Origin of the sequence: Paraliomyxa miuraensis, from assembly GCF_026337845.1 — a bacterium.
Lineage (GTDB): Bacteria > Myxococcota_A > Polyangia > Nannocystales > Nannocystaceae > Paraliomyxa > Paraliomyxa miuraensis.
The window spans coordinates 105,433-131,246 of record NZ_JAOVZF010000139.1 but is presented as its reverse complement, the minus strand read 5'-3'; the positions used below and the strand labels follow the sequence as shown (position 1 = coordinate 131,246).

Below are 25,814 nucleotides of genomic sequence, written 5' to 3'. Positions count from 1 at the left end.
CTTGCGAATTCGGTTCCGGGAGGTGCGTCGAATGATCTCGGCGGGTTGGCGAGGCGAATCATCGAAGGTGGTCCACCCGTTGGCCGGCTCGTGGCCAACGGGTGGGCCGGCGTGGCCCGAAGGGGATGAATTCGAGGGGTGATGGAGGTGACTCACGAAGGGCCCAAATCGTGAGACGGACTACCGTAGCGGCTGCCCAACCGGTCAGGCACCCGGCGGGTTTGACCGCCAATCGGCTCCCCCCCGATGATTGCCCCACCCGTGACGGAGCCCAGCGACGAAAACGCGCACCCGATGGTCGGCCAGACCCTCGGCGAGCGCTACCGCATCGATGCCCTGCTGGGCGAGGGCGGCATGGGGGCCGTGTTTCGGGCCACGCACCTGAGCCTCGATCGTCCGGTCGCGGTGAAGGTGCTGCATCCGCGCGTGTGCAGCGACGAGCAGATCGCCAAGCGCTTCGACCGCGAGGCACTCGCGATCAGCAAGCTCGACCACCCCAACTGCGTGCAGGTGATCGACTTCGGCACCACGCCCAAGGGGATGAAGTACCTGGTCATGCAGTTCCTCGAGGGTCGAGAGCTGCGTGATCTGACCGGCTTCGGGCTGCCCGTCGTGCAGGTGGTGGACTACGGGATCCAGATCCTGCGTGCACTCGAGCACGCGCACAAGCGTGGCCTGGTGCACCGCGACCTCAAGCCCGAGAACATCTACCTCGTCGAGGACGATGACGGGCGCACCGTGTGCAAGCTCGTCGACTTCGGCATCGTCAAGCTGCTCGAGGGCGAGGGGCAGGAGAAGCTCACCCGCATGGGCATGGCGTTCGGCACGCCCACGTACATGAGCCCGGAGCAGGCCGCGGGCGGCAAGATCGACCCGCGCACCGATCTCTACGCGGTGGGCGTGCTGCTCTACGAACTGCTCACCGGGATGCCGCCGTTCGACGCCGACGAGCCCGGAATCCTGCTGCGCATGCACATCCTGGCCGAGCCGCCGCCGCTGCCGGAGACCGTGCCCAAGGCGGTGGCCAACGTGGTGCTCAAGCTCCTCGCCAAGGAGCCCGACGATCGCTACGCCGATGCCCGTGAGGCCCGGCGCGCCCTGGCTGGCTCGTACCGGCTGCCCGCGAGCACGACGGGGAGGCTCGGGGTGGCGGTCGGCGCCGTGCTGGCCCCCAACGCGTCCACCGATCCCGCCGTCGTGCCCGCGGCGTCGGACGCCCCGGACAGAGCGCCCACCAGCGCCGATGCAGGGGCAGCAGACACACGAGCAGAGGCCGCAACGCCGCCGCTCGTCGCAGGGGCGGCCGCCGCCGTGCCCGAGCCCGCGTTGCCGATCACGAGCGAGCCCACGCCCGAGCCCGAGCTGTTCGTACGCTCGGGCGGCACCGTGCTCGCAGGCTCGGACGCATCCATGAGCTCCATGAGCCACGGAGCATCCCCCATGATCGTGCCCGGCCCCGGTGCCCCCATGGGCCACGGCGCGGCCATGAGCCACGGCGCAGCCATGAGCCACGGCTCATCCCCCATGGGCCCGATGAGCTCCGGTATCGCGCCCTACGATCCCCTCGCCGCCTCGAGCACCAACGTCCCCATGGTGCCGCCCCCCTCGGGCATCTACACATCGGGCGCGCACTCCATGTCGGGCTCCTACCCCATGATGCCGGCCCCGGCGATGCGGCGCCCGACCAAGCAACGCAGTCCCGCGGTGGCGATCGTGATCGTGCTGTTGCTGCTGACGTGGGTGGGAATCGCCGCGGTATGGCTGCTGAAGAAGGACGAGGACGCGAGACCCGGGGCCCCCAGCACCCCGGGGGAAGCTCCCGGGCTCTATCGCTTCGCCGATAGCGGCAGCGATCGTGATGCCGAGGCCGGCGCCACGACCGATCCGGGCGATGACCGCGGTGCAGCCGAGCCCGACCAGCCCGCGGCCGTGCCCGACCAGCCCGGGCCCACGCCCCGCACCACCACGACGTCCTCGAAGGGCAAGGGCAAGGGCAAGGGCAAGAGCAAGAAGCCCAAGAAGAAGGACGACGACTAGTCATGACCATCGACGCGGCCGCCAGCCCGTTGCAGCCCGGGGACGTCTACGAGGGCTTCGAGATCCGCCGCGTCTTGGGCCAGGGCGCGTTCGCGTGGGTGTACGAGGCCAGCCACGCCAACTTCCCGCAGCCGGTGGCGCTCAAGCTCTCCAAGGCGCCGGTCGACTCCGAGGAGACCGCGCTGCGAGCCCTGCGGGAGATCCGGATCCTGGGCACGCTCTCCAACCCGCACGTGGTGCACATCTTCGACCACGGGCTCGGGGAGGACGAGCGCTGGTACATGGTGATGGAGCTGCTGCAAGGGGGCGAGCTGACCTCGCTGCACGACTTCGACCAGCCCATGCCTCCATTGGAGGCGGTGCGCTTGATCCAGCAGGCGTGCCTGGGCCTCGACGAGGCCCATCGCGAGGGCATCGTCCACCGCGACGTCAAGCCCGACAACCTGTGGCTGCAGCCCGATCGCAGCGTGAAGGTGCTCGACTTCGGGCTCGCCCGGGCGTGGGACACCGACAACACCATCGGCGCCAACGCGACCATGGGGCACATGCTGATCGGCACCCCCCACTACGCCCAGCCCGAGCAGATCAAGACCGGCAAGCTCACCCCGGCCAGCGACGTCTACAGCCTCGGCGTGGTGCTCTACGAGCTGCTCGTGGGTCGCACACCGCTGTTCGTCGACCAGCGCGTCTCACAGGTGCGCGAGAAGCTGATCGACGATCCGCTCAAGTGGCTCGTGGCGCACGTCAAGGAGCCGGTGGTCCCGCTCGAGCGCTACCCCGAGGGCCAGCGCCTGCCCCGACGCCTGCTCGAGCTGGTGGCGAGCACGCTGGCCAAGGATCCCGTCGGACGTCCCGCCACCGCGGGCGTGCTGGGCAACCGGCTGGCGTGGATCATGCACCACGATCTCGGCCACACGATGGGCGCGGTGCTGCGGGTCATCTACCCCAGCGGCGCCGAGCAGCGGCACCTGGTGCTGCCCGGCGTGCATCGGCTGGGCGTGGGCACCGGACCCGACATCAAGCTGGCCAACGACGAGAGCCCCACCGTGTTCGCCTCGCTCGAGTGGGCCGGGGCCCCGCACCAGGCCGAGCTGCGCCCGCTGGTGGTCGACGGCAGCGTGCGCGCCAACGGGAGCCCCGTCACCCAGCGCGTGCGATTGCCCGCCGGGACCATGATGGAGATGGGCGCGTTTCGGCTCGAGCTGCGCTACCCGGCTCCCAAGCCCGCCCCCAGGCCCCAGCCGCGGCGGTGAGCCCGGTTGCAGGGTCGGCAGCGGAGTCTGGCTGCCACCAGGCTCCGCCCCCTGTACCATTGTCGCCCGATGGCACTCGAGCTGAAGGTTGGAGACACGCACGAAGACTTCCAGGTGCTGCAGGTCCTGCGCAAGTACCCACACGCGTGGGTCTACAAGGTGCGCGCCCCGGGCCACGACGAGCCGGTCGCGCTCAAGCTCTCACTCGATCCCGTGCGCGACGAAGAGGCGGCACGCCGAGCCCTGCGCGAGGTCGCGGTGCTCGAGTCGCTGACCAACGCCCACGTGCTGAAGGTGCACGGCAGCGGGCTCACCAGCGCCGAGCACTGGTTCATCCTCATGGAGCACCTGCCCGGCGCGCAGCTCAATCACTGGCACGACTTCGATCGACCGCTGCCCGCCGCCGATGCCGTGGGCTTCGTGCACCAGGCGTGCCTGGGCCTGGCCGAGCTGCACGCCGTGGGCGTGGTGCACCGCGACCTTCGACCCGAGCGGCTGTGGATCACGCCCGATGGCACCGTGAAGCTGCTCGACTTCTCGTCGGCGCGCTCGTGGGGCGAGGGGGCCACCGCCGACAACGTCACCGTGGGGGTCCAGGTCGCGGGCTCACCCGAGTACACCGCCCCCGAGCAGGCGTTCGGCACCGAGCTGAGCCCCGCCACCGACGTCTACAGCCTCGGGGTGATGCTCTACGAGATGCTCACCGGCAAGTCGCCGCTGTTCCCGGCGCTGTCGTGGAGCGAGTCGCGGAGCAAGCACGCCGACGATCCCGGGGCGTGGATGCGAGCCCACGCCCGGGTGCCGCCCGCGCCGCTGCGCGAGCACGCGGTGGCGGCCGAGCTGCCGCAGAAGCTGGCCGACGTGCTGGCCGCCGCGCTCGCCAAGGACTCCAAGGCGCGACCCGCCACCGCGGGCGAGCTGGCCAACGAGCTGGGCTGGGTGCTGCACCACGATCTGGGCGCCGCCCAGGCCGGGATCCTCAAGGTGAGCCCCGTCGAGGGTCTCGTCGAGGAGGGGCTGCGGCCACGCTACGCGCTGGTGCTGCCCGGCAGCCACCGCGTGGGGACCGGAGCGGTCGAGCTGCGCGTCGCCGACCAGGGTGACGATGCCGTGCTGGCCGTGATCGAGTGGGCCGGCGCGCCCAAGCCCGCCGAGCTCGTGGCGCACGCCGAAGGGATCACGATGAACGGCAACGCCGTGACCGAGCGGGTGGCCTGGGAAGCCGGCAGCACGGTCGTCGTGGGCGGGGTTCGGCTGCAGCTCACGTATCCCAAGGGGTGATGGCCCAGCGGCAGATGGACCACGAATCCACGCGCGACGCTCCAACGGCCTCGGCCTCGATCCGCGACGGATCGGCCCTCGACGGCTTGGCCCTCGACCCCACGAGCCCCATTGGTGCCGGGACCATGGTCGGGCGCTACGTGGTGCTGCAGAAGCTCGGCGCAGGGGGCATGGGCGTGGTCCATGCGGCGTATGATCCCGAGCTCGATCGCAAGGTCGCGCTCAAGCTGGTCGTGCCCGAGAAGGCGGGCCGAACCAGCCGCGTGCGGCTGATGCGAGAGGCGCAGGCGCTGGGCCGGCTCTCGCACCCGCACGTGGTCGCGGTCTACGACGTGGGGGCCTTCGACGATCAGCTCTGGATCGCCATGGAGCTGGTGCAGGGGACGACCCTGGCCAAGTGGCTGAAGACCACGCGGCCGTGGCACGAGGTGCTGGCGGTCATGCGCAAGGCAGGCGAGGGCCTCGCGGCGGCCCACGCGGCGGGGCTGCTGCACCGCGACTTCAAGCCCGACAACGTGATGATCGGCGACGATGGCCGCGTCCGCGTGATGGACTTCGGACTCGCGCGCGAGCACACGGCCGAGGACTCGAGCGGCTCGCAGTCCGGCCTGGCCGGGCACGGCGCCCTGGCGGCCACCGTGACCCGAGCGGGTGCCGTGGTGGGAACGCCGGGATACATGTCGCCCGAGCAGTTCGCCAACCAGCCGCTCACCGCCGCCGTCGATCAGTTCGCATTCTGCGTCACCGCCTGGGAGGCGCTCTACGGGCAGCGGCCGTTCCGTGGGCGCTCGGTCGAGGAGCTGGCCACCAACGTGCTCCATGGCAATCTGCGCCCACCACCCCGGGGCAGCGCGGTGCCCGGATGGCTGCGGCGTGCCTGCGAGCGTGGCCTGGCCATCGATCCCGCGCAGCGGTGGCCGTCGATGACCGCGTTGCTCGACGTCCTCGCCAGGGGTCATGCCCGCGTGCGCACGCGCCGGGCCGTGGCCGCGGTGGGCGTGCTGGTGCTGCTCGGGGTCGGTCTCGAGGGACAGCGACGCTGGGACCTCGCGCGCCGCACCACCGCCTGCGACGCCACCGCGGCCGAGCTCGACCCCGTGTGGAATCCCGAGCGCGAGCAGGCGATGCGGGCAGCGCTCACCTCCGCCACGGCCGATCGGGTCACGCCCTGGATCGAGCGTCGGGTCTCGGAGTGGCGCGAGGCTCGGGTGGAGACCTGCCTCGACGCCGAGGTACGCCAGCAGTGGGCCGCCGGCACCGTCGATCGCTCGCTGTGGTGCCTCGATGCGCGGCGGACCGGGCTGCAATCGCTGGTGGAGGAGCTGTCTTCTGCCGACGCTCGGCTGGTGCACAAGGCGGTCGTTGCCGCGGCCACCCTGCCGTCGACCACGGCTTGTCGTGATCCCGCGGCGTTGGCCTCGATGACCTCGCCACCCGACGGCGATCGCGAGTCGGTGCGGCTCATCCGAGCCGACGTGATCCGTGCCGCCAACCTCGAACGCGCCGGCGAGTACGAGCGCGGGCTGGCGCTCGCCCGCGACGCCCTGACCCGCGCCCAGGCGCTGGGCTGGGCCCCGCTGGTGGCGGAGGCTCGCACGCGCGTGGGATGGCTGCTGCAGCGCAGCGGGACCTTCGCCGAGGCCGAGGCCGAGCTCGAGCGCGCGTACTTCGAGTCCGCTCGCGGCGTGGCGCCAGAGGCCGGCTTCGAGGCCGCCGTGGGCCTCGCCCGCACCGTGGGCTTCGACCAGGATCGCTACGCCGAGGGACGGCGCTGGGCTCGACTCGCCGACGTCGCACGGGAGGACGTCTTCGACGGCGAAGGCCTGCGCAAGGCCCTCCTCGCGAGCGTGCTGGCCAACGTCGAGCTCGACGCCGGCGACCTCGACCAGGCGATGGCGGGCCAGCGCGAGGCCCTCGAGCTCTACGAACGAGCCGTGGGCAACGAGCACCCCAGCGTGGCCACGGTCCTCTCCAACCTCGCCAACGTGCACCACGCGAAGGGTGAGTTCGAGCAGGCCAACCAGCTCTACGCACGGGCGGTGGCCATCTCGAAGCAGACGCTGGGCAACGACCACCCCGACGTGGCCAATGGCCTGAACAACCTGGCCGCCATCGCGACCCGCATGGGCGCGCATGCGGATGCCCTGGCCCACGGCGAGGAAGCGCTCGCGATCCGCGAGCGAGCGCTGGGCAACGAGCACCCCGACGTGGCCGACACCCTCAGCAACCTCGCCGTCGCACACATGTCCATGGGGGCGATGCCCCGAGCCCTGGAGCACGGCGAGCGAGCGCTCGCGATCCACGAGAAGGTGCTGGGACCCGAGCATCCCCGCATGGCGGCGATCCTCGCCAACCTCGGCCTCATGCACGAGGCCATGGGACACATGGACGAGGCCCGAGTGCTCTACGAGCGGGCGCTCGCGATCAGCCGTGCCGCACTCGGGCCCCACCACCCCAACGTGGCCCTGTGCCTCAACAACCTCGCCAACCTCCACCACGAGGTCGGCAACCTCGCCGAGGCCGAGCGGATCTACGCCGACGCCATCGTCGCGTGGGAGCAGGGCCTGGGACCCGAGCACCCCAACCTGGTGCCGTCGCTGGGGGGCAAGGCCAAGGTCTTGCTCGAGCAAGGGCGCGCCGCCGAGGCCGTCCCGCTGGCCGAGCGGGCGGTCGCCCTCGGGGAGCAGGTGGGCACCCTCCCCGCCGAGCTGGCCGACGCCCACTTCACGCTCGCCGAGGCGCTGTGGGACGCGTCGGCCGACGCGGGGGCGGGGCGCGTGCGGAGCATGGAGCTGGCTCGACGGGCGCAAGACGAGCTGCGCGGAGCCGGGGATGTGGACGCCGAGTTCTCGAAGGAGCTCGAGACCTGGCTCGCGACCCGCCGCGACGGACCGTAGCGACGGATCGGATCCGGCGCGGCGACCGACGCGACCACCGATGAACGCCGCTGGATCCTGGTCAGAGCCTTGCAGCGGTCGGGTCCCGGATCACGCCGTGATTCGTGAGCACGGCACGGAGGATGATGACTCTTTCCTTCACGAGCGCCGCCGTCCTGCTCCATGCCGCAACCACCGCCTGCATCTCCGGCGTCGACCTCGACCACGAAGGCAGCCTCGACTCGTCCGACGGCGCTCTTGGCACCGCGAGCGAGCCCGAGCCCACCTCCGTGCTCGACCCTGCCGGCTGGATTGGCGTCTACCACTTCGAACACCCCGACCTGCCCCTCGGCGAGCGCGGTGATCCGCATGGCACCTACTCCCTGGTCAACTTCGAGCTGCACGCCAGTGGTCGGGCCACCGTCGTCTTCGACGACTGTCACTTCGATCATCCCCTGACCCATCACTACCGCTGGGCCCCGTCGCTCGAGCCGGGCTGGCTCGAGCTCCAGCCCGGCCCGAGCGAATACGACCTGCGCCTGCTGGGCATCCAGAAGGTCGACACCCTTCGCATCGAGCTGCTGCCGCGGGATCATGCGCTGCGGTTCGAGGCCGATGGGGAGATCAATCCCTTCTTCGTCTTCTGGCCCGGGGAATCATGCTGGATCGACCGGTGCACCACGCCATCGATCATGCAGGTCGACTACTGCGAGGGCGAACGGCCGGAGCACTGAAGCGGTGGCCAACCGGCGGCCGCCCGGTCTATGCTGTTGGTCATGCGACCCATGGCCCTTCGCGTCTCGATGATGACGGCCTTGGTGGCATTGGCGTTGGCGGGCCCCACCGAGCCCACCGCACACGCCTGCGTATGGGACTACGAGACCTATCACGCCGAGGCCGAGTCCCTGCCCTGCGTCTTGGATGCCATCCTGGGCTTTTGGCCCAAGCACACCGATCGCTATCACGAGGTCCGGCTCGAGGCGACCGAGCATGCCCTGCGCTGGGTGCCGGGCTGGGCCGAAGGCCTCGATGCCAAGGGAGTCTCACTGATGAAGCTCGGTCGCATGGAGCAGGCCGAGGCGGTGATGAAGCAGCGACACGCCCTCGACCCCGACGCCTACCCCGGCCACGCCAACCTCGGCACCCTCTACACCTTCACGGGCGACTACGAGCCCGCGCTCACCCACATCGACCGGGCGATGGCGATCGAGCCCAAGGCCCACTTCGGGCGCGAGAAGTACCACCGAGCCCTGGTCGCGTTCCTGCAGCGGGTGAAGGCCGACCCCTCGGTGGCCAAGTCCGAGAACTTCCTCGGCGTCACCCTCACCGACGAGCAGCGCCTCGGTGGCTCCAAGGAGGTCTTCGATGGCCTGGGTCTCGACGAGGACGCCTTCGATGCCCTGGTCTCCATGATCACGGTCTATGGGGCCGAGGAGGTCGGTGAGCTCTACCTGACCCTGGGCGAGCTGCTCGCTGCGCGGGGTCACAGGCGGCTCGCCTACTCGGCCTATGCTCGCGCCAAGGGCCTGCTGCACCCGCGTCGCCGCGAGCTGGACCGATGGATGCAAGCGCTCGACGACGCGATCTTCGAGCAGTTCAAGAAGGACGCCAAGGCCGGGAAGATCGAGTCCGCCAACGACCCCGAGGATCTCGCTCGTGGCGACAACTACGAGGGAATCAAGAGCCTGTACTCCGGCAGGCGTCGCCGCGCGCGAGGCTTCCGCAAGGACTACGAGAAGTGGGAGCAGCAGCAGCTGAAGAAGGGGCTGCCCATATGGACCCGCGAGGGGCTCGATCAGATCTATGCGCACATGCAGCGGGTCTCCAATCGCTGTGCGTCGCCGGGGCTCATCGAGGACGACATGGCACCGCCGATCGGAGGCGAAGGAAGCGAGCCCGGTGAAGCGCTCGAGAACGAGGCGACGCCATGAGACGGATTGCGAGCGTGTGGTTGGGTCTGTTGCTGGTGGTGGCATGCGAGCGCAACGAGCCCTCGGCCGAGCCCACCGCGGTGGGTTCCGAACGCACGCCGACGTCGAACGGACCGCCCAAGCCGGCACCCGATGAGCCGTCCGCGGCAGAGCCAGAGCCAGAGCCCGCCGGGCCCTCTCCGCAGGAGCAGGCTGCGATGGCCCTGCTGCAGACCGTCGAGGCGCTCGGCGAGCTGCACCTGTCCCGGGCCCACGACTGCGCCGGCCTGGCGACCGCCCTCGAGGGCTTCCACCGCGACCACGGCAAGGACCTCGCCGAGGCCGACGCCGAGACCCTCGCGTGGATCGACGCTCATGACGAGGCCCGGACTCGCATGAGCGCCGCAATGGGCTCGGTCATGACGGCATCGATGCGGTGCCGCGACGACGCACAGTTTGGAGCCGTGCAGGATCGCTTGTTCGGAGCGAGCGCGAAGTAGCCGACCTGCTCACTTCTCCTTGAGCGGATTGCGCTCGGGCGCCTCGTCCACCGGAATCATCGGAAACAGCTCGCGCAGCACGAAGTTGAACGCGGGCACGCGGTGGCGCATCCACACGTGGGCATCGACCGGCTTGGCCCCGAGGTTGGCCTTGGGCTCGAGTGCGGTGCGTCCCAGCGAGATCGTGGTGCAGCCGGCCGCCGCCCCGTCGGCGATCACCAGCTGCAGCAGGCGCAGGTACACGGGCAGCTCGGCATTGACCGAATAGTCGACGCCCACGTAGTAGCCGATCGCCTCGGCCCCATCGATCACGGTGGTGACGAACCCGACGATCGCCTCGTCGTTGCGGATGACCGAGCACACGAAGCGGTCGCCCAGCGCCGCCTGCATGGCCGAGAAGTACCCGCAGGGGATGGTGGCCAGCCGCACCGCCGCCCGGGACTCGACCTGGAGGTAGAGCGCATGCAGCTGCTCCTCGATGGGGTGGAGGTCGGCCACGCGCTCCACCCGGTAGCCCGCCTGCTCGAGGGTCTTGCCGATCTTCTTGATCTTGCCGCGATACTTGGCGGTCAGCCGCGACAGGTAGTCCTCGAAGCTGCGACAGGGAGGATCGAGCGCCAGCACCATGGTGGGGTCGCTCTTGATCGTGCGGTAGCTATAGCGCTCGAGCACGGTCGAGGGCGCGTAGCTCTCCCCCACGAGATCCTTGATCATCACGAAGTCGATGCTGCCGTGGAGCTTCTCGCCTCGTCGGATGCGATAGAGGATCTCCGCCACCGCGCGCCAGCCCAGCTCGGGGTCGAGCCCCTCGGCGAACGCGATCCCGTGCAGGCCGCTCGACACCAGGTTGCCGCAGACCAGCACCCGCTCGCGCACCTGCCCCAGGATTCGCTTCGCGGCCTTGCGCCCACCACCGCTGCCCACCAGCTGCTCACCGCCAATCCGGGCGATCTGACACGCGAGGATCACCGCCGGCGTCTCCTCCCGGTAGACGATGGCGTAGCGGGGCTCGGTATTGCTCGGCGCGTTGCGCTCGAGCGCGCCCAGGTAGGCTCGCCCGAGGAACACGCTGGCCCCCGCCGCGATCGCATCCCAGTGGGCCGGGTTCAGGAAGTCGATGCCGTCGGCGATCACGTAGCGCAGGCCCAGCGGCGTGTGGCGCTCTTGATGGCGTCGTTCGGCATCCTGGAGCTTGGAGATGACCTTGTCGAGCATGGGACCCTCCGCGGGATCGATCGATGGTAGGTCGCCCGCCGCACCCGAGACCAGCGTCACGATCGAAGGGGATCGATTTCCAGCGATCGACTCGCGGTCGGTCGCGACTCGTACGCCGCCATGCATCGCCAGCCATTGGCACCCGCGCAAGTCGCGCGAGATCGGCCCTTCGAGACCATGACTTACGGACCCATCCAATCCGAACCTGCGCGCTTGCTGTTGCCGCTGCTCCTGCTCACCCCGCTTGCCTGCGGCTTGCCTTCGGCGGGCACGGACACCGACTCGAGCGCGGGGACGGACCCGAGCGTGGGCACCGACACCGACTCGAGCGCAGGTACCGATGCCAGCGCCGATGGTTCGACCACCACCGGCGAGCCCGACCATTGGGACGACGTGCTCGAGCCCGTACCCGGCTCGCGCCTGCGGCCGCTGGTACGCACGGCCGAGGACGACACCCGGGTCCAGGTCGGGTGGTACGACACCCTCTTCGAGACCCCGTGTGCATTCGCCCACACGCCCAACGGCGACCTGCGCTGCCTGCCCACCACCAGGGGCAGCGACGTGTGGCTCTACGCCGATGCCGGCTGTACCGAGCCCGTCCTCCAGGACATCTGGATCCCCGAGGGTGCCACGGTGGTGCGCGAGAGCGGCGGCTGCTTCGGCTCCACCTTCCATGAGGTCGGCGAGCCGGTCGCCGAGATCTACTACAACGCCAATGGGCCGTGCGAATTCTTCTCGAACGACGCCGCGCATCGCGTGACCGCGATCCCCCACGATCAATTCGTGTCCGCCACGGTGACGCCGCTGCACGGCAACAACCGCATCGTTCCGCTCTTGCTTCAGGCCGAGGACGGTGCGCAGCAGATCTTCGGGGCCTGGGATCGCGATCACGGGGAAGAGGTCGTGGCCTCGGACGATGCATCGGGCCAGCTGCGATGGTTCGGACGCCGGCAGCCTCGCGTGTCGACCTTCTACTTCGCCGATGCCAGCTGCACCGATCGCGTGGCGGTGGCCGAGTGCGTCCCCGATTCCGAGCAGCCGACGACGGCCAGGGAGACGGAGGCCGGATACTGCGGCGCCCTGCTCGGCCGTCACGAGCTGCTCGAGGAGGTCGGGCAGATCTATCAGCTCAGCGACGGCACCTGTCAACCGGGTAGCCTCGGCGGCTCCAGTTCGAAGTCGTGGCGCGTGGGAGCGCCGCTCGACGACACTGCGTTCGCCGTGGCCTCGACCATCGACGACGGTGGGGCTCGCCTGCGTCACGACGTCTACACCAACTCGGAGGGTGCGCCGGTACTGCCCTCACAAGGGGTCCGCGATCAGCTGCTCGCCGAGGTGGGGTGCCGCTGGCGTGATCCGGTCACGTACTCCTACGATCCCTCGACGACCGCAACCTTCGACTGCGTGCCGATCGACGCGGCGGGTCTCGATAATCGCTACCAGGACGCGGCCTGCACCCAGCGACGGGCCTCGCGGTGGGTGTCCGAGGAGTCGTGCCCCGGTGAGGCGCTGTACGCCTACGGAGACGGTATGGTGGCGGCGATCGACGGGCCCGCACCCGGCGGGGCCGGCTACTGGCTCGACGACATGGACGCCTGCGTGCCCGCTCCGCCCGACGACGGCGGCGGCTTCGGCGAGTACGAGTACTACGAGGTCGACGAGGGGGCGCTCCTCGAGGTAGTCCATGCGGTCGACGTGATCGAGTGAGCCGCGGCCCGCAGCGCGCCCCGGTCGGAGCCCGCTATCATCCCCCGCATGTCGGGCCCAAACCCCCTGGTCGACGATCGCGACATCGCGTTCCTGCTCCACGACGTTCACCGCGCCGAGGACCTCGTCGCGTATCCGGCCTTCGCCCACCACGATCGCGAGACCTTCGACCTCTACGTCGACAGCGTCCGCCGCCTCGCTCGCGAGGCGCTCTACCCCGCCTACCGCACGATGGACGAGCACCCACCGCGGCTCGAGCCGGACGGCCGCGTGCGCGCCCACGCGATCATGCACGAGCTATGGCCCCGCATGGTCGAGCTCGGTCTCATCTCCGCCACCCGCCCCGAGGCCGTGGGGGGCATGGCGCTGCCGCTGCTCGTCTCGACCGCCGCCGACGTCTACTCGATGGCAGCCAACCTCGCGGCGTTCGGCTACGTGGGCCTCACGCGCGGGGCGGCCCACCTCATCGAGGCGTTCGGCACCGACGAGCTGCGCGAGCGCTTCATGACCCCGATGCTCGAGGGGCGCTTCACCGGCACGATGGCGCTGACCGAGCCGCACGCGGGCTCGAGCCTGGGCGACCTGACCACCAAGGCCGTCCCCACCGAAGGCGGGCACTACCTCATCCGCGGCTCGAAGATCTTCATCTCCGCCGCCGACCACGGCATCACCGACAACGTGGTGAACCTGACGCTGGCGCGCATCGAGGGCGCTCCCGCGGGCACGGCCGGGATCTCGCTGTTCGCGGTGCCCCAGCGCCGGCCCGGTGATGGGAGCGGCGACGACTGGGTCGACAACGACGTGCACGTGACGGGGGCGATCCACAAGGTCGGCTGGCGCGGCCTGCCCAGCCTGGCGCTCTCGTTCGGCGAGCGCGGCGACTGCCACGGCTGGCTGGTGGGTCCCGAGCACCGCGGCCTGGCGTGCATGTTCCAGATGATGAACGAGGCCCGCATCATGGTCGGCCTCAACGGAGTCGCCACCGCCTCGGTGGCCTATCACGAGTCGCTGGCATACGCGCGCGAGCGAGCGCAGGGGCGGCCGCTCGGCGACAAGGACCCCACCCGGCCGCCGGTGGCCATCGTCGAGCATGCCGACGTTCGTCGCATGCTGCTGCGCCAGAAGGCGATCGTGGAGGGCGGGCTGTCGCTGGTGATGCAGACGGCGCGCTGGGCCGACGACGCTGCGCATGGACCACCCCACGCGCGCAAGCGCGCCGCCGCGCTGCTCGACTTCATCACGCCGATCACCAAGAGCTTCCCGGCCGAGCGCGGCTATCTGTCCAACACCCTGGCCCTGCAGATCCACGGCGGCTACGGCTACTCGAGCGAGTACCTGCCCGAGGCGTGGCTGCGCGACCAGAAGCTCAACAGCATCCACGAGGGCACCACCGGGATCCAGGCGCTCGACCTGCTCGGGCGCAAGGTGCTGCGCGAGGGCGGGCGTACGCTGGCGCTGTTGGCCGAAGAGCTGCACGCGGCGGTCGCCGAGGCGGCGCAGGCCGGCGTGGACCCCCGCTTGGGCCAGGCGCTGCAAGGGGCGATGACCACGACCGCCGAGCTCGTGGCCCACCTCGGCGCCCTGGCGCAAGCGAACCCCACCGAGGCGCTGGCCCATGCCACCGACTTCCTCGATCTGCTGTCCACCGTGGTCGTGGCGTGGCAGTGGCTTCGACAGGCAACCGTGGCGACCAGATGTCTGGAGGGCCTCGCTTCCGGCCGCGGCCGCGAGGGGTTCTTGCGAGCCAAGCTCGCGACGGCGGAGTGCTTCTTCGACGCCGAGCTCCCGCGGGTGGCTGCACTCGCCCACCGCTGCCGTCACGATCGTTCCTACGTCGAGCTCGACCCGCGGTGGCTGTGAGACCGATGCGAGAGTCGGTCCCGACCTCCGTGCTACGCTGGCGGCATGCTCGCGCGCGTCCTGGTGTGGGGGGTGCTGGTCCTCGCCGCCTGCGGAGGCAGCTCTGCACCTCCGAGCGCCGACGACACCACCCATGCCAGCACGTCCACGTCTGCGGACTCCACCTCATCGGGACCCGACTCGAGCAGTGACGACACCACGAGCCTCGACTCCGGCTCCGTGGACACCACGGGCACGACCTCGGCACCCGATCCCACCGACGACTCGACCACCGGCACACCGTCTGCTTGCGCCATCGTGACCATCGAGGGCGAGTGCGGCCCCGTCACCGCGTGCGAGAGCCCCTCGACCCCGTTCCAGGCCCAGTGCGAGGGGCCGCCGAGCGAGCAGTGCTGCGTCCCGGCCGGACCACCGTGCAGCGTGGATGGAGCGCCGGGCCTGTGCATGCCCACGGCCGAGTGCGGAGCCGGCCTGCAGACCACCGCGGGCCTGTGCCCCGGCGCCGCCGACATCCAGTGCTGCACCGACCCGAGCACGGCCTGCGATCCCGACGCGATGCCCATGCCCAACGAAGGCCTCACCGAGGAGTCGTGGGATCCCGCGTGCCCGCCGGGCATGGTGATGGCGGGCGACGTGTGCATCGATCGCTACGAAGCCGCGCTGGTCGAGCTCGACGTCGCTGGCCAGGTCATCGGGCACCACAGCCCCTATTTCAACCCGGGCTCCACCCGCGTGCGTGCCGTTTCGCTGCGCGGAGCGATCCCCCAGGGGTACATCACCCAGGTGCAGGCCGGCGAGGCGTGCACCGAGGCCGGCAAGCGCCTGTGCACCGACGCCGAGTGGCTGCGCGCCTGCCAGGGTGCCGGCACGACCACCTACCCCTTCGGCAACATGGCCGAGCCCGGGCGCTGCAACGACGCGCGCGCCTCTCATCCCGCGATCGAGTACTTCGGCACGAGCGACGCATGGATCTGGTCGGAGCTCGGCCACCCCTGCATCTCGCAGATCCCCGACAGCTTGCACGTGACCGGCCAGCACGAGGACTGCATCACCGAAGACGGCGCGCTCGACATGATGGGCAACCTCCACGAGTGGACGGCCGACCCGGCGGGCACCTTTCGCGGCGGGTTCTACGTGGACACGGTGCTCAACGGGCCGGGATGCCTCTACGCCACCACCGCCCACGACGTGACGCACTGGGACTACTCGACCGGGTTTCGCTGCTGCGCCGATCCCTGAGGAGCATCGGCGCATCACCGAACCTCGCCGCAGCGGGCTCAGAGCTTGGGCCCGACCGGCGTGCCGGGACCCGGGTTGGGCATGGGCGGCGGTGAGCGGATCGTGTCGTCCGGCGGAGGCATCGGCGCATCGACCTCGGCGCCATCGTCGTCGGGCGGTGGCATCGGCGGCGGCTCGTCCATGGGGGGTTCGCCGTCGCTCGGATCGGGCATCGGCGGGATCGGATCACCGTAGGTCGGATCGGGCATCGGCGGCGGGGGCATCGGCGGCACCCCCCTGGTCTTGCAACCGGCAGCCACCGTGCTCCCGAGCACGAGCACCAGTGCTCCCAACGCAGGGCGCACCAGGGCAGGCCCGCTGGGCGGCAACGTGGGACGAGTGCCCTTGTGGTCCTTGGTGCGCGAGCCCATACGGGCACTTTGTTCGCGTTCTCGCCTCGTGTCAATCGCAACGGACCCACCAAGTGCATCGCCCTCATGGCAAGCGTGCCACGATCTCCTCTGCAAACGAGGCCAGTGCCGAACCGAACTCGTCACTGCAGATCGAGCGCGCACCGCCAGTCCCACCGAACTCGTCGACGACCTCGTGAACCCGAACCGGCGGTACCGCACGTCCGGCCGCGCTCTCGCATCCGGGCCCGATGCCAAAGTCACTCTGGAACCCAGGATCGTCCATCGAGTCCTGGTAGACGACCGAGCCGTCGGGAGCGACGCCGTTGATGGCCATGACCAGCGCCCCTTCGGATCCCAGCTGCGCGAGATAGCGATCGACCGGGTGCATCACCGCATCGAGATCCGCATCGGCATCGGGGACCTCGTTGGCGTCCTCATCGAGATTGGCCGAGCGGCACGAGCCCCCGCTGCACACCACGCCAGCGTTCCAGCACACGGCCGAGGTTGGAGCAGGTGCACCGGGATCCGACCAGAACACCCGATTGCCGTCGGGCAAGAAGATCGTCTCGTGGTCGGCGTCGTACGAGCAGTCTGCTTCGTCGGTGACGAGAACCACCGCCAGCAAGGCCCCCTCGCGGCGAAAGCCATGCTCGCTCTCCCCCTCGGTCCGGCTGAGCAAGATCGCCCTGGACATCGACTCGAGTGGTTGCTCGAAGCCACAACCGCTGATTCCCTGGGGCAGCATGCACTCGAGTGCCTCGAGCACGGAACCCTCGGGCACGTTGGTCGTATCGGTCGATCGCTCGACGTCGATCCACGGTTGGGGGAGATCGAGCGAGGGAAGCGCACACGCGCCGAGACAAGCCTCCTCGTAGGCATCGATGGTCATCACCCCCTCGAACACGAAGTCCTGTGCGCGCTGCTGACAGCTGGTGGCAACGAAGTGCCCTTCCTCGTGACTGGTGGACCCGCACCACGGGTTGCCGTTGTCGGTGGTGGTCACGGCCACGCGGTAGTCGATCGGCGGCGAGGCAGTGTCGAGCACCGCCACCAACCCCGCGGCACCACTGGCAAGCTTGGCTTGCTCCTCTCCCATGGAGCCCGAGTCGTCCACCACGAACAGAATGTCGACCAGGCGTCGCACGGGGGCGGGCCCATCACCGCTGGAGCCACCGTCCGAGTCGGACGAGTCGATCACAGGATCCCATCCGGTGCCCACCATCGGGCCGGTCGACGCATCGAGATCGGCTTCGACCGGACTCGGACAGTAAGAGCCCTCGCGCTTGCAACCCGATACACTGGCGAGTATGACGGCGAGTGAGGCCAGCGAGAGTCGCGCATTGATGTCCAACATGATTCATCAGTCCTTGGATTGGTCGATGGTCGATGGTCGATGGTCGATGGTCGATGGTCGATGGTCGATGGTCGATGGTCGATGGTCGATGGTCGATGGTCGATGGATGGTTCAGTGCACGAACGTCTCCGCTTCGCGCACGAAGTCACGCAACGAGACGATCTGCATCGGAGCATCGAGATCCAGAAATGCATCGAACATGGCGAGCGCGGTGTCCTCATCGTGGACCGGACCGAGCTCCCATTCGCCCGGATTGGGACCGGACGAGGACACCGGCACTGGCCCGAGCGCCGCAATGGCGTTCAGGAACCCCGCCCCTGGCTGCGGTACGCCGCCACACATGCGCCCCGCCGCGAGCTGGAGCGCCTGGTAGCGGCGAGTGAGCTCGGCAAAGCTCCAGTGCCGAGTCGGGTCGCGAGGATCGGCCACCGTCGAATGGGAGTGAGGGGCACCGCCGGTCAGGAATCTCGACAACGTCGCAGGCATCGTGCGTGGATCGACGTGAAACCGAGAAGTACCGGTGTCGGCACCATGACAGCCGTTACAGGTCTCGAGCGAGAACCGGTGCCACGCACACAGCTCGGCAGGACCGACCGGCAGTGTCGCAGGGCCCCAGAAGCTCGTTTCCGACACGAACACATTGCCGCCCGGGTGAAGACCGATCCAGCCCGGCAACGAGAACGCAGCCCGACAGCCGCCGACGGAGAGGGTCGGCTTCACGATCACGTCGACGAAATTCGCGACGTCCGCGTCGCCGATCGTGTCGTGGAGAGAATCACTGGGAGTCATGTCGAGCGGCTCGCGTGCGAGCACGTTCGGTCCGTTGGTCACCAGCTCGAAGCTACGCATCTCCTGGTCGGGAGCGAGCGCGTCTTCATTGGTCCTCAGGTGCAGCAGCGAGGGTGTCCCCGCGCTCGACGCAACGACGCTCTCGGTCAAGATCTCCAGTTGCTCGCGCCACTGCTCCGAGAACGCCGCTGAGGGGTCGTCTAGATCGAGCCAGGCCTTGGCCCACGCTCGCGTACCTTCGCAGTCGGAAATCGGAACCCGATACTCGAAGATCACGCTGAACGGAAGCATCTCGCAGGTCGCCGGATCCTGGACCCCGAACACGAAGCGCAGCTCTCCGGCCGTGGTCGCTCCCGCCGCGATCGTGCCCCCATACCCAGGGCCAGAGCCATCCTCCGCGATCGTGCCGAGGTCGACGCGGTTGACGATCGCCGCGAGCCGAAGGGGCGCCTGGTCGAGATCGAGCTCGACGCCGCCGCTCTTGCGTGGCCACGCATCGAGCACCCGCCCGTGCATCTGCGCCTTGCGCTCGGGGATGTCGTCGCCATCGAGCATCCAATCCTTCGACCACTGCTCGAGCCAGGGCTTGGTCATGTCGCCACCCTTGGCGTCGCCCGACACCCCCTTCATCAGGTGCTTGAAGGTCCACGCGCCATCCGGATTCCCGGGCCCTGGACGGCACGGATCGGCGGTTCGCGTGGGGTCCTGGACGACCGCCGGGTGGGTGATCATCAGCGCCCGCCCGTGGGAGACGTCGAGCGCAGGTGGCACATACACGACACCGGGCACCATCACGAGCCCTCCGGCCTCGCCGTCCGCCAGGTCCAGATCGCCGACCTCGGCGTGGGCAACCATGGACCGCCCCTCGAACCTCGACGATGGGCCCTCACTGGGTCCCAGTCGCTGCTCGAGCGAGTCACCGAGATTCGCGACTCGCTCGAGTTCCATCGGTTCGAGGCTTGCCAGCAGCGTATGGAAGCCGGGACCCGGGCTCTCGGGGATGCGCCCGGCCCGAGCCAGCATGTCGGACTCGAACAAGGCCAGTGGACTCTCCTGCTCGCCCACGACCACGACCAGGCTGCCCTCGAGCGCCGGGTCGAGCATGGGGCCGACGCGGTAGTGGATGGCGACGTCGAGTCCCGTGGTGGTCGGCTCGGGTAGACGCTGGATGTAGAGGTCGGCTGCATCCGATGCCCCGAGGGTGGGCAAGGGCTCCGGAGGCAGCATCGGCGCTCCGATGGCATCGCAAGGCTGACGATCGTCGGGCGCCCCACAAGCGCCGACCAGGGCCGCGGTCAGCAGGAGTGCTCTCATGACGGGATCGAACGAATTCGCGGCTCGTAACATCGTTGACTCTCCACTCCCTGCTGCATACGAACTTGCAGCCAAGTATCAACTACACGCACCAATTAGGTTCAGGTCGCTTCGCGTGATGCTCCCGTCGCGGTGACGGGCGTAGAGCATGGCAGCGTACGCGCTCGGTCCAGTCGGCGGGTTCGACAGCCGGAGCTCCGAGCTGGCGATGGTGATATCCACCCCCAACGCATCGGATCCCAGCGGACGCACGCACCGGCTGCCAAGATCAGAGAACCCGACCTCGTGGCTCGACCCATCGTCGTACCACAGCACGACCGAGATGCTCGTGATCTCGTCGGTGATCGTCGCCCCGCTCAGATGAAGGAGGCCTTCCTCGACGCTGCAGATCGGGCACAGCGTGTGATCCGGCTGAGGACGTACCCAGTCGAGATCGAGTGACTCGGTTGCTCCGCACGAAGGGCCACCAGGCGGAGCAACATCTGGGGCACAGCCGACCTTCGAGAGGTTCTCCAGCGTCATGCAGGCGACCTGAGCCGCCGTTGGCCCCTCTTCCGAGGCGGCCTCGCAGCTCAGCTCATTGCAGGCCGGGGTCGGCGAGTCCTTCGATGCACAGGCTTCTCGGACCGCATTGCACACGGTCACGAGCTTCTGAGGGCCTCCGAATGGCCCGATGTCCGTGCTCGTGGCGATCGATGGGCCGTCGTCCCATATCGACTTCATCAAGCCACAGGCATCGTCGGGTGTGTACGACCAGATCATCGCCGCCACCGCCGCGACGACGGCGGTCGAGATCGACGTGCCCGAGAGCGGGCCATAGAAGTCGACGCCTCGGCGGTCCGAGGGGAGCCCCATCGCGGACCCATGACTCCCACAAGCGGCAAGGCTGGCGACGGAATCGTCGCGAGCGATCGCGAGCTCTCGCGTATGACCGTCGACTCCCGAGATCGGAAACAGCGTGAACGGCTCGTCGGGGCACGGCCCTTCTGCGGGCCACCCGCCTTCCGCAAAGATCGCGGGAGCGGTCGGCCCGACCTCCCCCTCGACCGTGTTTGCGTTTCCACCGGCGGCAAGCAGCAGGACTCCCTCCTTGCCGAGCTCGCGCAGAATCGACTCCACTGGATGCGGCGGAGCATCGGGCTCGACCAGCTGAGCCGGATCCCAGCCAAAGGCCATGACCACGATGCGGTTGACGTCGTCTTGGTCGTGGCGGGCCTCGATCAGGATCTCGCTGAGGGGTGGTATGAGCGTGGCAATGCTTCCATGGAATCCACCTTCCTCGATCGTGTCGAGGGTCGGGTCCGTGTCGGGCAGCGGCAGACCGAGGCGCGTCCGGACGCAGCGACCAACGTGGCAATCACCATCGCCGATTGTCGCGTCCCCGAGCTCGGCGATCATCGCCGCGAGCAGCTTGCCGTGGATTGCCTGCCCGTTCTCGGTCCGCCGAGGCGCGGTGTCGACCACGTAGATCACCACGGGGCGACTGCCGGGGGCCTGCGGGTCCGGCTCGAACAAGTCGTCGGGATCGACCGGAAGCGGCTGGATCGCCCGATGAAAATCTCTGGCGTGAGCAAGCTCGATGGCGGTGGCCGCGGGTACGACGGTGCAATTGGGAGCCCATGTGTGGGCCCCCGCACTTTCGAAGGGCAACTCGAGCTTCGTGGGAGCAGGGTCGGCCTCCAGCCATCGATAGAGGCAGTAGTGGTCGCTGGTATCGAGCATGTCTTCGGTCAGGAGACTCGTGTCCCACTCTCGCACCCCATCACCATCGAAGTCGTCGGGGCATGATGCGACTCCGGGCCCGAACCCCACGACCCACTCGTCATCGGGGCACGATGGCTCGGGTCTCTCACAGGTCGGAGAATCCTCGATCTCACAGGGACACGCGGTGAGCAGGATGAGGCCAACCCCCGCGATCGAATTCCTCTTGCGCATGTTCACCATGTTCACTTCACGCACCGCGGCTACGCGGGCGCGCCGTCCTTCCCGGAGCATCCGAGCCCTTCGCTGACTGCGATGACTCATTCGCGGTTTCTCGATCGATCTCACGGAGTGATGCGAAGAAATCTCGAGACCCTGAGAATCGGTGTCATTTCGCGATGTTCTCGCCATCGCGACCGCGCCGGGAGAGCCGGCTTGGACAGACCAGCGCAAGGAGCGCTAGAGTGGGGGCGCCCGTGACCCCCAAGGACATCGCTCGCATGCTCGACGGAGGGCCAGGGGCACGCGAGCCGCTATTTCGCACTCTCATCACATTCATCCACAAAGAGGCGGCCCGCCACCTCTCCAGGTTTCCAGAGACGACCAAGGACGACGTTCTCGACCTCGTGCACGACGTTTGCGTGGCGCTCCTCGAGAACGACGGGAGGACCATGCGCGCCTGGAATCCGCTTCGAGGAAGGAACCTCGAGAGCTACATCCGAATGGTGACCCGCTGTAGGCTGATCAGCAGGGATCACAAGGCACTACGAAGGCTGCCGGCTGCCCCGATCATGCGGCTCGACGAAGCTCAGCCGGCTGATGACGCGAAGAACCCGGAGGACTCGTTCGCCAACGCCATGCTACTCCAGCGCATCATGGACGAACTCGACGGGGAGCTCGGCGATCGAGACCGGCTGCTGTTCCACCTGCTCTATGTGGAGCAGGTGAGCTCCCAGGAGGCCGGCGCCCTTGCTGACATGACGGAAGGAGCGATCAATACTTGGAAGCATCGCCTCAAGCACAGGGTCGCGAAGATCAGGGACAGGCTCCAATGATCGAACCAGACCACACCGATGTGCTGCTCGATGATCTCGGGCGTTTCGAACGAGCGCGCATGGCCCCGGCCGATCCCGAGTGGGAAGCGGTCGTCGCTGGACACCGGGATGCAGACGAGGTCGCAGCCGCTCGGCTGGAGCGTGGGGATCCACCCGCGGAGATCGAGCGCCGAAGGCCACTCTACACCCCGCTCGACGACGACGAGGTGGTCGCGTTGATGCGCTCGGTGCACGAGCGCATCGTCGGCGAGAGCGGGCCACCGGCTCGCGCCCGTCGGCCCTTGCGTACGGCGCTCGGCGTCGTGCTGGCCATCGCGGCCGCTGCGATCCTGTGGATCTGGTCGCGCCCGACGGCCGGTCTGCCTGACTACGCGCTCGAGTTCGGCGGGGGCCTGGCTCCGATCCGAGGTCGGAGCGCCAACGATCTCCCCCGCTATCGGCCCGACACCCCGTTCGAGCTCACCCTACGCCCGCGAACCGCCACGGCCCAGCCGGTGGAGCTGGCCATGTTCGCGTATGAAGGTGGCGTTGCCGAGCAGGGCACGAGGCTCGAGCTGCATGAGCGGACCCGAGTCAATGACGCGGGCATCATCCATGTGTCGGGTCCGTTCTCTGCGCTGGGGCTCGATCCTGGCCAGTGGACCATCGTGGCATGCATCGCCTCGCCCTCGCGGCTCGAGACGTCGCCATCTCGAGTCTGGGCCGCCAAGGATTCCGTCGAGCAGCGGGTGCTTCGATTCGAGCTTTTCGCGCTCGATCCGAGCGAACCTCTCGAACGATGAAGCTGTCGCGCGCCCAGTTCATCCGGGGGATCCGAGTGCTCGCGCTCGGCCCGGTGCTGGGGTTGACGAGCCCACGGGGGCGCCTTCCCGTCGCGGTAGGAGGTGCTCGCGAGCTGTGGTCCGACGGCCGCTGCACCGTGAGAGACGGTGATCGGATCCATCTTTGGCTGGAAGGCTCGTGGGATCCGAAGGCGCTCGAGCACGACTGGGACGGCACCCCCCTGCCCAGCTCGAGCGTGACGGTCGATGCCGACGGTCGCGGCATCATGCTGTTGTTGCGGCCGCCGCAGCCGAGCGGGCGATTCACGCTCGCCTACCACGATGGCCGGCGTTTCGTCCTCGACCTCATGACGCCCGGCGATCCGCCCAAGGGAGACATCTTGCCCGGAAGACGAGCGCTCGTAGCGGCCACTTGGGAGGCCGTCGAGACCTTCGAGTCGCAGGACGACATCGTGCGCGCCGAGGCTCTGATCGAGCAGATGCGGGGCTTCCCGCTGTCGCTGGACATCGCCTTGCAATCCGAGCTCTTCTCGCTTCAGCTCGCACGCTGGTTGGGTCGGTTCGACGGACTGCAGGTCGGGCTCGAGCGCGTGATCGACATCTCCAGGCGCTACGGGAACGCCCCCCTCTACGCCACCGCGCTCTGCGAGAGAGCGCTGCATCTCGGCCACATCGGCCACTTCGAAAGGGCGGCCGCCGACGCCGACCTCGCCGCGGCCGTCCCCGGTCTTGGGCTCTATTCCGATCAGCTCCAGGTGAACGTCAGTTGGGTCCACATCCACCGTCGAGAGTACGACCCCGACGCGCACGACCCGTCGGCCGAGCTCGCCAGGGCGCATGCATCACTGGAACGGAGCGAGAGCTCGCTCGCAGAAGGGGCCCGTCTCAACCTCGCTGTCGCAGCCAGCCAGGGTCGCTCCCCCGATCTGGCCGCGGCCAGGCGATGGATGGACCAAGTCGATCTCGCCGCGCTCAACCTTCGCGACCGCGTGTTCGCCCATCTGGTCCTCGCCCGGATCAGCCACGACGCTCGTGTCGTGCGTTCGGAACTCGAGCGCGCCGCGAGCTACGCAGCGCTCACCTTCGACGATGACGAGATCCTTCGTGTGCTCTACGCACGTGCACGCTTCGAGCAGGAAAGCGGCGCACCAGGAGCCGCCCTGCGCCACTACGAGGAGGCAGAGGCGATCGTGGCTCGCCAGGCGCTCCTGCTCACGCTCGAGCACGAGCGAAGCTTCTTCGCGGGCCGCGATCGACGAAGTCGATCCCACTACCTGTCGCTGCTGGATCGAGACCCCACCAGGGCGATGTGCATGGTACTCGGGGCGCGAGCTCGCCATCTCCACTCGCTGAGCGTTGCCGTGGACTCCTCGCCGGAGTACGTCGAGGCGCTGACCCGCCATCGCGAGAAGCAGGGGGAACTCGAGGCGATGCAGCGGTCCAGCCGCGAGCTTCCCCAGGTCGAACTCGAGATCTCGACGCGTCGTGCGAACCTCGAGCGAGAGCGGCTGGCCAACGACCTCCGCGCGGCCCGGGCCAGGCTCTCGAGCGAGTCCCCACCGTGGATGTGCCCGATCGACGCCCGTGGCGAACGCGACGTTCCCCAGGGGACCGCGTTGTTGACGATGCACCCACTCCCCGAGGCCGGACGATGGTGGTTTGCTTGGAAGCGGTACGGTGAGCAGCCGCTCCCCCTCGTCATCGAAGGTGCCATCGATGCTGCGTCGCGATGGCAAGCAGCAAAGCAGGTCCTCTGCACGATGCGCGACGATGATCACCTCGCCGGGCTCGAGCAACTGTGGGTCGTCCCGACCGGCGAATTCCTCGACGTGGGCTTCCACACCCTCTTGGCAAGGATGTGGCCCCAGGGGCCGTGGTGAGCTACAGCCTCGGCCTCGGCCGACGATCGCAACGCAAGCCCTCGGGACGAGCGGTGGTCATCGTTGGCGACGACGATGGCAATGGAGTGCCGGGGCTTGCCGCCGAAGAAGGGGCCTTCGTTCACGAAGTCCTCGCAAGGGCCGGGTGGTCGGTGGGCGGGAGCTGGCGACCATGGCACACGGCTCCTCCCCCCACGTTGCTGCACTATGCGGGTCACGGCTACCGCTCCGGGGAGCTGGGAGAGGACAGCTACCTCGCGCTGTCCCGATACGAACGGCTCTCGGCAGTGGAGGTCACCAGCCATCACGACGCGCCGACCGTCGTCGTCCTCGGAGCCTGCGAGTCCGGAGTCACGAGCAACGCCGTGATCGATGGAGGCATGAACATGGCCGCAGCCTTCATCCTCGCGGGGGCTGAACTGGTCATCGCGCCGGCCTTGGCGGCAGTCGACGGTGAACGGGCCTACGCGCTGAGCCGCGCGCTCTACCGCGCTGCACCGAACCTCGAGGAACCCGCCCGAGATCTCCTCCGAGCGCTGCACGAGCTCCAGGCTCGAGACGAGGAGTTCACTGCATGGCGAGCCTGGCGTCCCTGACCTGCCACGCATCCCGGCCGGACCCTTCGCGACCTACGGTGCTGGACGTAGGCGAGCACCCGACGCGAAGATG

18 protein-coding genes are annotated in these 25,814 nt (G+C 68.8%); 13 read left to right on the top strand and 5 right to left on the bottom strand.

Annotated elements, in window-relative coordinates:
* The first annotated feature begins 261 nt into the window (after positions 1-261).
* From OEB96_RS08030 to OEB96_RS08000, 7 genes are all read left to right on the top strand, one after another.
* Positions 262-2,037 carry a serine/threonine-protein kinase gene (locus tag OEB96_RS08030; protein WP_266214886.1) on the top strand — a complete coding sequence of 592 codons (1,776 nt, stop codon included), beginning with the start codon at positions 262-264 and terminating at the stop codon, positions 2,035-2,037.
* Positions 2,038-2,039: 2 nt separating this feature from the next.
* A complete protein-coding gene (locus tag OEB96_RS08025; RefSeq protein ID WP_266214885.1) occupies positions 2,040-3,290 on the top strand; it encodes a serine/threonine-protein kinase in 1,251 nt (416 codons plus the stop codon).
* 69 nt (positions 3,291-3,359) lie between these two features.
* The gene (locus tag OEB96_RS08020) at positions 3,360-4,571 is read left to right on the top strand and encodes a serine/threonine protein kinase (RefSeq protein ID WP_266214884.1); all 1,212 of its coding nucleotides are present in this window, start codon (positions 3,360-3,362) and stop codon (positions 4,569-4,571) included.
* Positions 4,571-7,468, top strand: a complete 2,898-nt coding sequence (locus tag OEB96_RS08015) for a serine/threonine-protein kinase (protein WP_266214883.1) — start codon at positions 4,571-4,573, stop codon at positions 7,466-7,468. Before OEB96_RS08020 ends, OEB96_RS08015 begins: the two co-directional genes overlap by 1 nt.
* Before the next feature lie 122 nt (positions 7,469-7,590).
* Positions 7,591-8,181 carry a hypothetical protein gene (locus tag OEB96_RS08010; RefSeq protein WP_266214882.1) on the top strand — a complete coding sequence of 197 codons (591 nt, stop codon included), beginning with the start codon at positions 7,591-7,593 and terminating at the stop codon, positions 8,179-8,181.
* Positions 8,182-8,223: 42 nt separating this feature from the next.
* Positions 8,224-9,378: a tetratricopeptide repeat protein gene (locus OEB96_RS08005; protein WP_266214881.1), complete on the top strand. Its 1,155-nt coding sequence runs from the start codon at positions 8,224-8,226 to the stop codon at positions 9,376-9,378.
* Complete coding sequence (locus tag OEB96_RS08000; RefSeq protein ID WP_266214880.1) at positions 9,375-9,857, top strand: hypothetical protein; 483 nt, start codon at positions 9,375-9,377, stop codon at positions 9,855-9,857. Before OEB96_RS08005 ends, OEB96_RS08000 begins: the two co-directional genes overlap by 4 nt.
* Positions 9,858-9,866: 9 nt before the next feature.
* Here OEB96_RS08000 and OEB96_RS07995 read toward each other — a convergent pair whose 3' ends face one another.
* Entirely contained in the window at positions 9,867-11,072 is a 1,206-nt protein-coding gene (locus OEB96_RS07995) for a GNAT family N-acetyltransferase (protein ID WP_266214879.1), read from the bottom strand.
* A gap of 177 nt (positions 11,073-11,249) precedes the next feature.
* Between OEB96_RS07995 and OEB96_RS07990 the strand changes: the two genes are divergently transcribed.
* From OEB96_RS07990 to OEB96_RS07980, 3 genes are read left to right on the top strand one after another with little or no spacing between them, the layout of a single operon-like run.
* On the top strand, positions 11,250-12,779 hold the full coding sequence (locus OEB96_RS07990; RefSeq protein ID WP_266214878.1) for a DUF7481 family protein: 1,530 nt from the start codon (positions 11,250-11,252) through the stop codon (positions 12,777-12,779).
* A gap of 48 nt (positions 12,780-12,827) precedes the next feature.
* Complete coding sequence (locus OEB96_RS07985) at positions 12,828-14,639, top strand: acyl-CoA dehydrogenase (RefSeq protein ID WP_266214877.1); 1,812 nt, start codon at positions 12,828-12,830, stop codon at positions 14,637-14,639.
* A gap of 45 nt (positions 14,640-14,684) precedes the next feature.
* Complete coding sequence (locus OEB96_RS07980) at positions 14,685-15,878, top strand: SUMF1/EgtB/PvdO family nonheme iron enzyme (protein ID WP_266214876.1); 1,194 nt, start codon at positions 14,685-14,687, stop codon at positions 15,876-15,878.
* A 38-nt stretch (positions 15,879-15,916) separates the two neighbouring features.
* Here the strand turns inward: OEB96_RS07980 and OEB96_RS07975 are convergent, their stop codons facing one another.
* The 4 genes from OEB96_RS07975 to OEB96_RS07960 form a co-directional block, all read right to left on the bottom strand.
* Positions 15,917-16,288: a hypothetical protein gene (locus OEB96_RS07975; RefSeq protein ID WP_266214875.1), complete on the bottom strand. Its 372-nt coding sequence runs from the start codon at positions 16,286-16,288 to the stop codon at positions 15,917-15,919.
* 64 nt (positions 16,289-16,352) lie between these two features.
* Positions 16,353-17,492: a hypothetical protein gene (locus OEB96_RS07970; protein ID WP_266214874.1), complete on the bottom strand. Its 1,140-nt coding sequence runs from the start codon at positions 17,490-17,492 to the stop codon at positions 16,353-16,355.
* Between the two features lie 243 nt (positions 17,493-17,735).
* Entirely contained in the window at positions 17,736-19,727 is a 1,992-nt protein-coding gene (locus OEB96_RS07965; RefSeq protein WP_266214873.1) for a hypothetical protein, read from the bottom strand.
* A gap of 78 nt (positions 19,728-19,805) precedes the next feature.
* A complete protein-coding gene (locus tag OEB96_RS07960; protein WP_266214872.1) occupies positions 19,806-21,662 on the bottom strand; it encodes a S8 family serine peptidase in 1,857 nt (618 codons plus the stop codon).
* Positions 21,663-21,904: 242 nt separating this feature from the next.
* Here OEB96_RS07960 and OEB96_RS07955 point away from each other — a divergent pair, with 242 nt between their 5' ends.
* The 3 genes from OEB96_RS07955 to OEB96_RS07945 all read left to right on the top strand — a co-directional run bounded on the left by OEB96_RS07955 (position 21,905) and on the right by OEB96_RS07945 (position 25,741).
* Entirely contained in the window at positions 21,905-22,483 is a 579-nt protein-coding gene (locus OEB96_RS07955) for a sigma-70 family RNA polymerase sigma factor (RefSeq protein WP_266214871.1), read from the top strand.
* 652 nt (positions 22,484-23,135) lie between these two features.
* Positions 23,136-25,145: an ATP-binding protein gene (locus OEB96_RS07950; protein ID WP_266214870.1), complete on the top strand. Its 2,010-nt coding sequence runs from the start codon at positions 23,136-23,138 to the stop codon at positions 25,143-25,145.
* Positions 25,142-25,741, top strand: a complete 600-nt coding sequence (locus OEB96_RS07945) for a CHAT domain-containing protein (RefSeq protein ID WP_266214869.1) — start codon at positions 25,142-25,144, stop codon at positions 25,739-25,741. Before OEB96_RS07950 ends, OEB96_RS07945 begins: the two co-directional genes overlap by 4 nt.
* The last annotated feature ends 73 nt before the right edge of the window (positions 25,742-25,814 follow it).